This window comes from Novosphingobium naphthalenivorans NBRC 102051, assembly GCF_001590985.1.
Taxonomy (GTDB): Bacteria; Pseudomonadota; Alphaproteobacteria; order Sphingomonadales; family Sphingomonadaceae; genus Novosphingobium; species Novosphingobium naphthalenivorans.
In genome coordinates this window covers 1-6806 of record NZ_BCTX01000138.1, presented here as the reverse complement: position 1 = coordinate 6806, position 6806 = coordinate 1, and the positions used below count along the sequence as shown (strand labels likewise).

The 6806-nt window shown below is 57.4% G+C and carries 7 protein-coding genes; 1 reads left to right on the top strand and 6 read right to left on the bottom strand.

The features are described 5' to 3' along the window. The coding region (locus NN5_RS26465) for a hypothetical protein (protein ID WP_217998766.1) at nucleotides 1-210 on the top strand (210 nt) is incomplete at its 5' end. Nucleotides 211-371: 161 nt separating this feature from the next. Here NN5_RS26465 and nhaA read toward each other — a convergent pair. The 6 genes from nhaA to NN5_RS23605 form a co-directional block, all read right to left on the bottom strand. After that, nucleotides 372-1568, bottom strand: coding sequence for a Na+/H+ antiporter NhaA (gene nhaA, locus NN5_RS23625; protein ID WP_013833431.1), 1197 nt, complete (start codon nucleotides 1566-1568; stop codon nucleotides 372-374). 187 nt (nucleotides 1569-1755) lie between these two features. Continuing rightward, nucleotides 1756-2226 (bottom strand): hypothetical protein, encoded by a 471-nt coding sequence (locus NN5_RS26145; protein ID WP_041558962.1) that lies wholly within the window; start codon nucleotides 2224-2226, stop codon nucleotides 1756-1758. Nucleotides 2227-2251: 25 nt separating this feature from the next. Continuing rightward, nucleotides 2252-3001, bottom strand: coding sequence for an Aq_1264-related membrane protein (locus NN5_RS23615; RefSeq protein WP_013833433.1), 750 nt, complete (start codon nucleotides 2999-3001; stop codon nucleotides 2252-2254). A gap of 211 nt (nucleotides 3002-3212) precedes the next feature. Further along, a complete protein-coding gene (locus NN5_RS26140) occupies nucleotides 3213-3518 on the bottom strand; it encodes a hypothetical protein (RefSeq protein ID WP_157081306.1) in 306 nt (101 codons plus the stop codon). Nucleotides 3519-3534: 16 nt separating this feature from the next. After that, nucleotides 3535-5127, bottom strand: a complete 1593-nt coding sequence (locus NN5_RS23610; protein WP_198409098.1) for an SPW repeat domain-containing protein — start codon at nucleotides 5125-5127, stop codon at nucleotides 3535-3537. Continuing rightward, nucleotides 5120-6460 carry an NAD-dependent epimerase/dehydratase family protein gene (locus tag NN5_RS23605; RefSeq protein ID WP_013833435.1) on the bottom strand — a complete coding sequence of 447 codons (1341 nt, stop codon included), beginning with the start codon at nucleotides 6458-6460 and terminating at the stop codon, nucleotides 5120-5122. The genes NN5_RS23610 and NN5_RS23605 overlap by 8 nt, the downstream gene beginning before the upstream one ends. Nucleotides 6461-6806 lie beyond the last annotated feature (346 nt).

The following is a 6806-nucleotide window of genomic DNA, read 5'->3' as shown; positions in this document are numbered from 1 at the left end:
GGTACGATTCCGGGTGCGCCGGATTTCAAAAAGAAGGGCGGCGTCCTGACCAAGCCGCATACCGCGCTGACCGATCACATCGAACGTGGCTACTCCAGCCCATCGTCACCGATCTCGATGCCGCCAAAGGGCGGAAATCCCGGGCTGAGTGTTCAGGACATCAAGGACGTCCACGCCTATATGCATCAGGCATTTGGCTGCGGAAAATAATCCAAGCCTACTTTTTGGGAGAATTATACAGCAACCGACAGCAAGGTGTTTATCCAGCCAAATCAAGGCGAAGGCTTCGGCAACGGATGCCTTGGCCTCGGTTGGCTGGCTGCGTCACAGGTGGCATCAGTCTCCATCTCGGAGAAAAACACAATTGTCCTCTATTTTTCAATCGCGTGATGGCACCTCTCTGTGCAAATCCCATTCTTGGATCTGCGATGCCCGATTTGCAGCACTATCGACCCGATAATTGCTGACAATAGGGAGGCCAGGAGAACAGCGACCTTTGCGCTCGCCAACAGCGGCGGCGAGGGAAACGCCAAGGCCGCGACGAACAGGCTCATCGTAAAGCCAATTCCAGCGATAAGGCTGGCGCCTAGGATGTGAGGCCATCTCAAGCCTCTCGGAAGCTTACCGATTCCAAGCTTCACTGCGAGTGCTGCGACACCGAGAATACCGAGGGGCTTGCCCAAGAGAAGCCCCAGCATGATCCCAGGGGTTGGCGGTACCAACAGTTCGCCAAACATGTTCGGCGTCAGGACGATGCCTGAGTTGAAGAACGCAAAAACCGGAATCACCACAAACCAGACCCATGGGCGGACTTCGTTCGCCACGACCTGCAAGGGCTTATGGTCGCCCTTTTTCAGTGGTACTGCGAGCCCGATAAACAATCCGGCTAACGCGGCTTCGACGCCCGCACTCAGAAGACAGAGCCACAGGGCAATTCCGGCCACGGCATAGGGCCAAATGCGAACGACAGAAAGCTTGCAGAGGACCGCAAGGGCCAGAGTGGCCACAGTGGCTCCGATGAGCGGCGGTACTGTGATTCCATTTCCGTAGAACAGGCCGACGATCCCGACGGCGCCGATATCGTCGAAAATGGCGATGGCCATCAGGAATGCGCGCAATGAGTTTGGTACTCTCTCACCGGCCAGTGAAATGACGGAAAGGGCGAGCACCACATCCGTTGCTGTGGGGATCGCCCAACCTCTTATCGCCTCCGGTTCACCCCAATTCAGTGCACCATATATAAGGGCAGGTACGGTTATGCCTCCGGCGGCGCAAAGTGCCGGTAACAAGGCGTGGTGAATGCTCGACAAGTGACCTTGGACCAGTTCATATTTGATCTCCAGTCCCGCCAGCAAGAAGAAGAACACCATGAGCCCGTCGTTGATCCAGAAGATCAACGGCTCTTTCGAGATCAGTGCCCCGATCCCCACATGGACGGTTGCGTGGTGGACATAGAGATACATAGCTCTGGCCGGTGAATTCACTGCAAGCAAACCGACGCCAAGAGCCAACAGTATAAGAATACCCGCCAATCGTTCGGTCGCGGGTCGAGAAAATATTGGTCTCATCTGCTTCGCACAAACCCCAATATCATCGAACGATCGCCCGGGTGACACCTTCGTTGGCGCCTGTAGGAATAGCCTTGCTTCGCAAGTCAAACGGGGTCATTGAAATGATAATCGGGCGTTCTTCATAACGCCGAAACGCACGGCACGGGATATCCCTCGCTGCAGACGGCAGGAGCCTGTAAGGCCATTATCGATGCCAATGTTCGAACCGTGTCGATATCGCCTCAGAGCGGCCCGGCAAACGGATCGTCACGTAAATCCTGAATGGCCCATCCCCTTGCATCGGAAAATAGTTCCCAAAGGTTTCGGTTCCGGCAATTTCCATCGGCTGAAGCTCTTTTTCTTCCCCATACATGCCAATCTCGGCCACACGGGCTCGAACATCGGCACGGCTAATACGTTCGCCCGTCTTGGCGTCGAACAGAGCAATTGTGACATGATATTCGTCGCTGCCCTTGGGCGTGCCACCGTGCATCGTTCGCTCAGTGTGACCGGACGAATGAAGGCCACGAACAATTTCGGCTGGGATTATACCCAAATAAATTAAAACGTTTCCGACAGTCTTAGTGTAACCCGCATTCGCTGCCGCCGGGGTCGGAAGAACTGCCAGCAGCAAAGAAACCGCTGCAACCCATACTGTGATCATTCGTCGGGTCATGATTCGTGTCCCTTCTTGCCGTATTCTAGCCGGCTCTGGCTGGATCCCGGCCCGGGTGATCGGAAGCCCAGGGCGATGGCAACCACATTTCCCAGAGCGGAATGAAAATTTGACAAGCCAGGACCAAACCCATGACAGCACCGCTTATCACGACTATGATACCGAAAACTGGATTGAATTTGGTTAGCCACCAAGAACCGATATCCGCAAGGATCGACAAATAAGGGATGACTACGAATACGATCCGTATCCAAGGCGTGATCCGGCTAAGTGCGAAGATTGCTCCGGTTAGCAGGAAGATGATGCTGATTCCGAACAGGTGTACGTGAGAAACACGTGCCAATTGTGTGATGGTTGGCCCCTGATCTGTCTGCGTCACCTTGCGAAGCGCGGCGTAGCTGTCGAGTGGGGGGACCGACAGACCAGAACGTGGATTGTGGCAGGCCACACAGCGGCTCGCGAATATCGGCTTCACGGATTCATAGCCTGATTGCGGAGCGCCGCGACGAACCCACTCCAATATGCGGTCCCGATCGGCTTGGTCGATCCTGTCTGCCATTTGGCCGCGCAGCGCAGCTTCAAGCCGTGAACTGTCGGGACGACCATGATATTTCATGTCGATTCCCGCGATCAACCCCATGCCATTCTTCTGATGAGGTTCGACCACCACCAGGAATAGATAGGAAAGCGCCATGAGATAGCCCAATCCGATCAAGATCAGGAAACTCGTGAACAGCGCACGAAAGGTCAGAGGCAACGCCCTTAAATCGCTCATCCTCAATTTGCCCTCTTTAATGCGCAGGATTGCACCAAATGGATGATTTACGGATATACTCTCTCGGCTCCGCCGAACTTTGATCCCGATTAAAGAATCACGACCCTGAGCAAACGAGGTTCGGATTTTCCTGGGCTGGCACCAAGCCGCGCGCTGACGTCAGGGCGAGGGAGGAAGCAGCCAATCAACATCGGCAAGTCTTTTCCTGGTGTTAATGAAAACGGCCCCCCCTTTCCAAGCGACAGGAGATCAGCAATTTGGCCTGCTGACCAGTTACTGGCAGCGAATCGCATTCATTTCTTTTCTTCTTTCCCCGTGCCTTTATTGCATGAACTGCGGTGGACATGCTTGCGTCTGGTCCGATCAAGACCGTCGCCGGTTCGCGACGGAAGTTGGCAGAATCATTCGGTGCGCGGTAAACTCCCTGATCCGACATGGACCACGAGCAAAATGGCCTTGCTCGATAGAAAATGTCCTCAAACAATAGAATGACAAACCCGATGGTCCACTTCTTCATCGGACATGTCCGCCGGTTAAATGACATATCGGTCCCAGCCCGCATAAGAATCATGGACTGGCCCACGTGGTATCGCGAACACGATGAGCAGAGTGCCCATGATGACGCCGTTCCAAGCAGCAAGCGCAGAACCGCCGCCCTCAAGTAACCATGGTGCGGCAATAAGCCAGGCACCGAACAGGACATTGATAAAACGAACTGGGCGCGCCACTTCGGCGAAAGCCATGATCGAGAACACGACCACCAGTGAGCCGAACAGATGATCACTGTCGGCCATAGCGCCTGAGTTACCGAGAGTGAGCCGCGTGAACATGAGCGAAATGCCGATCGCTACGCTTACGACGAGCATCCAGGGGAAGCTCGTGCCCCGCCCTGCTTCCCCGATCATCTCCTGCGTCGTTCCCTGGAGGCCTAGGGACATGTCTTCATTGCCGCCCTCCATCGCGCCGCCCATCCAGAAAGTGCGCCAAAATGGTTTGCCCTTCCGGCGCGCCCAGAGCAGGAACTGGCCCATCGCCACGAATTCATCCAGTTGGTAGGGGATCATTATCGTCATCGCGAGCGCCGCGATCAGGCAGAGCGTGCACCAAGTGCCGATCGCTATCGGCTGGATAATGATGAAATAGATGCTTACGACGCCAAGCGGGACGATCAAGAAAGTGAGTCCAAGCACCATCCATGGCATGGTGCGCCAGCGGTCCTTGCCGCCCATCCAGGTCATCACGAGCTCAAGCATGTAGACGAGGGCCCCAAGACCGCCATCGGGAATGGGCCACGCTTTGGATACGTCTGAGGTAATGATTGTTTCGGTGCCATTCATCACGCCCTTCATTGCGCCACTACCAGCGAAGAAAGGCTCCCACACCGCATCGATGTGGCCGAGCTGAAATGCCCCGAGCACGCGCGCAATCAGGAACCCGATAACCGCGAGCGCGGCGATCGGTGCGCGCTGCAACCAACTCGATGGCGTGTAGGCCCAGCCCGGCGGAATGTCGGGCTTGCCCATCATTCCCTCCATACTCATGCCCGGCATCATCGGGACCAGCACCGAAAACGCGATGATCAGGCCGCCGACCAGCGTGTCGTTGGCGTAAGCCGCAGCCAGAGGCGTCCAAAACACGAGCGGCGCGAACAACAACCAGCCGCCGACGAAGGCGTTGGCCCATTGCGCCCAAGCGTTACGGCGCCACGAATCAGCGGACAATCCGCTGAAGACGATTACCAGTACGCCGCTGACGATGTCGCCCCAGGTCATCGCCAGGTTACGCAGCTCGAAAGACGGCAGCCCGCGCTCGGCCATGACGCGCAATTGGTTGGCGTTGGGCGCGAAGTCGCTCAGATAGCCAAGAGTGAAGGGACTGGTCAGCAGCCAGAGACCAAGCATCAAATTGAGGTAGTGCGGCCACAACATCTTTCGATGGTCTTTGACCATCATGTCGCCGTGCTCACCCGCGTGCTCCATTTTGGTACCGACCGGCAGCAGTGTCATACCGCATTCTGGGCAGGTGCCCGGCTCGGACCGCACGATTTCGGGATGCATCGGACAGGTGTACTCAAGTGCCTGCCCGGCAAACGTCAAGTCGCCGCGTCGGGCGTGCTCCTCATGCATAACGATCTTCCGGTACCTTGAGCAACTCAAGTGGCATTCCGCACTTGGGACAGCGGCCAGGCTCCAGGCGCACGATCTCGGGATGCATCGGACAAGTGTACTCGGCTCCTTGCGAGGGCGCGCTAGACGGTTCCAGCGCTTCCCCGCATTTCGGACAGCTTCCGGGGGAAGATTGGCAGACAGCAGGATGCATCGGGCAGACATGCACTTGACAGGCCCCAGCGTCGACGGCCTCGGGTGCTTCCGGTGCGCCTCGGGCCACCTCCGCCCTCAGAGAGGCTGGCGGTTCCAAGCCGTGCTCTCGGTACCAGCCAACGGGATCGGCTGCCAGCGCCGCGATCATCTTGGGCATTGTCTTGCGCAGCGAATGGCGCGGTTGCCAATCGAGCAACTCGCGTGCGCGCGTGATATCGAGGGCGTAGTGGTCGTTGGCCCGGTCGATCATCCACGGTTTGATGAACGGATCCTCGCCAGGAATGTGGTCCTGAACCCATGCGCCCACCTTGGCGATCAGCCCGGGGACGCTCTGCGTCTCCGAGGACTTGCCGTGAATCAGTCGCATGAACGTGTGCTGCAGCTCATCGTAGCTCAATGTCTCTGGCTCGCCAATCAGGATCACTGCGTCCGGCGGCAGCTGAGAGCGCCGATCGACGGTGCGCTCGATGGCGTCGACGACGTCCTCAAGGTGGACAAAGGCCTGGCCATGCGAGGTCTCGCCAGAATACAAATGGCTGGCGAGCTGCTGCTCGTAAATGCGCTGTATCTGATGCGCGAGCGGCGGGGAATGGCAGACATCATCATAGACACCGGCGAGGCGCAGGATTGCGGCGGGAATATCGCCCCGCTCTCCGCGAATCAGCGCCTCGGTCCGGACCTTCGATTCCGGGTAGGCCCAGGTCGGCCCCAACGGCCAGTCCTCGGTGATGAACTGTCCCGGTTCGCCCGGCTGGTGCACGAGCATGGTGCTGGAGAAGATGAACCGTTCCACCATGAAGCCCTCGCGCAGCCCGCGCAGTAGATGTCCGGTCCCGTTGACCGTGACTTCGTCATATCTCGGGCTCGGTTTGCCTATGAAATCGTAGTAAGCAGCGAGATGGACTACAGCGGCAATATGCGTCCCGTGGTGCTCACGCAGGATGCGTAGTCCCTCTCGTACGCTTCCATCGGAAGAAATGTCGACCGGTATGCTCACGCAGTCGGCTGGAGGTGGAGTGGCCGCCTCGCGGTCGAACCCCACGACGTCGCTAAAGCGTCCGGTCAGACGTTCCATGACCGCAGTGCCGATGCGGCCATTGCTGCCGGTGACCAAAACAATTGCTTTTTCTGGACTCATGGTGATGACTCCGCGGCGATTCCTGCCCCAGTTCACGTCGTTTGCGCATGAGAAGATAGATCGACGTCTCGGTCTTCAACCTAAGTTAAAGACCCAGCAGCTCCAAGTGAGGTACTCGTCGAAGGTCTGGCAAATCGCACATCTTTCCGAATGATACGTGGCCGGCCCCCGATTTGTCTGCGTTTATAAGTGAGCCCTGTTCACGTTGTGGCTCTCACGGACCGGGTTGCAAGTTCGTTGGGGTGACGTCTTGGAACACGGATCGCCACGTTGTGGTGAGGCAATCGGAGGCGGGAGCCAAGAAAGAGGGGCTGGCCTGTCCAGTGCTATGACCATCAAGGGGAAG